The organism is Sporosarcina highlanderae (genome assembly GCF_030433715.1).
In the GTDB taxonomy this organism is placed as follows: Bacteria; Bacillota; Bacilli; order Bacillales_A; family Planococcaceae; genus Sporosarcina; species Sporosarcina highlanderae.
In genome coordinates, this window is record NZ_JAROCC010000031.1 from 1 (window position 1) to 918 (window position 918).

Consider the following 918-nt stretch of genomic DNA (forward strand, 5'->3'; position numbering starts at 1 on the left):
CAAAGGAATGCCAAAGGTTTGATAGAGAATGTAGGCCCTATTCGAATAATAGATGGCACCTACATCAAGCTACCCAACTATGCTTTAAATTGGACAGCTATCTCCAAAGATTCCAGTGGAATCAAGCTGCATGTGCGGGTAGTGGTTGCCTCGGCAGATAGTGTCTTTCCGGAGAAAATGATACCATCGACCGGGAATATTGCGGATTCCGATGCGGTGAATCATATCATTGATGCTGACGGAGCCCTTTATGTTATGGACAGGGGGTATGCCCATAAAACAAAAATGGGCGGATGGATGGAAAGAAAAATTCAATTTCTTGTAAGGGTAAGGAAGACCTTTACCAAAGAGACATTGAAAACTTTCACACCAACACATCCAAGAGTCACTAAGAATGAACTCGTATCCATCATCACTCGCAAGGAGCCAGTCCGTTACATTGAATTCATAGACGAAGAGGGTACACCGTTTCATTTGATAACAAATCGCCTGGACTTATCGGAAGAGGAAATCTTAGAGACCTATAAAAATCGTTGGTACATCGAACTTTTCTTTAAATGGTTAAAGCAACATGTCAAAGTGAGACATTTGTTCAGTTTATCTCCTACGGGTATCTGGAACCAGATGTTCATTTCCTTAATCACAGTCGCATTAACGGAAATCATGAGGCTGATTCATCAACCCAACAAACCTGTTTGGACGTTCCTTCGTACAATGCAGCAATACCTCTTTGATCCAATGAAAAAACTTTTAAAGGACTTCAACCGAAGGTTGAGAAAGAGCAAAGGACGTCAGAAAGTACCACTTGGAAAACCCAAGAAGATAAGGTATGGAGAAGATTTCGCGATTGTTAGTCCTATAAATCAAGAGCATTTTATTGATAAAGCAAAGAAAAGAAAAAGTCAAAAACAATAAATT

At 40.1% G+C, this 918-nt stretch carries 1 protein-coding gene; it reads left to right on the forward strand.

Annotated elements, in window-relative coordinates:
* On the forward strand, positions 1 to 915 hold a 915-nt coding region (locus P5G49_RS17455), incomplete at its 5' end, for an IS4 family transposase (protein ID WP_301245937.1).
* Positions 916 to 918 lie beyond the last annotated feature (3 nt).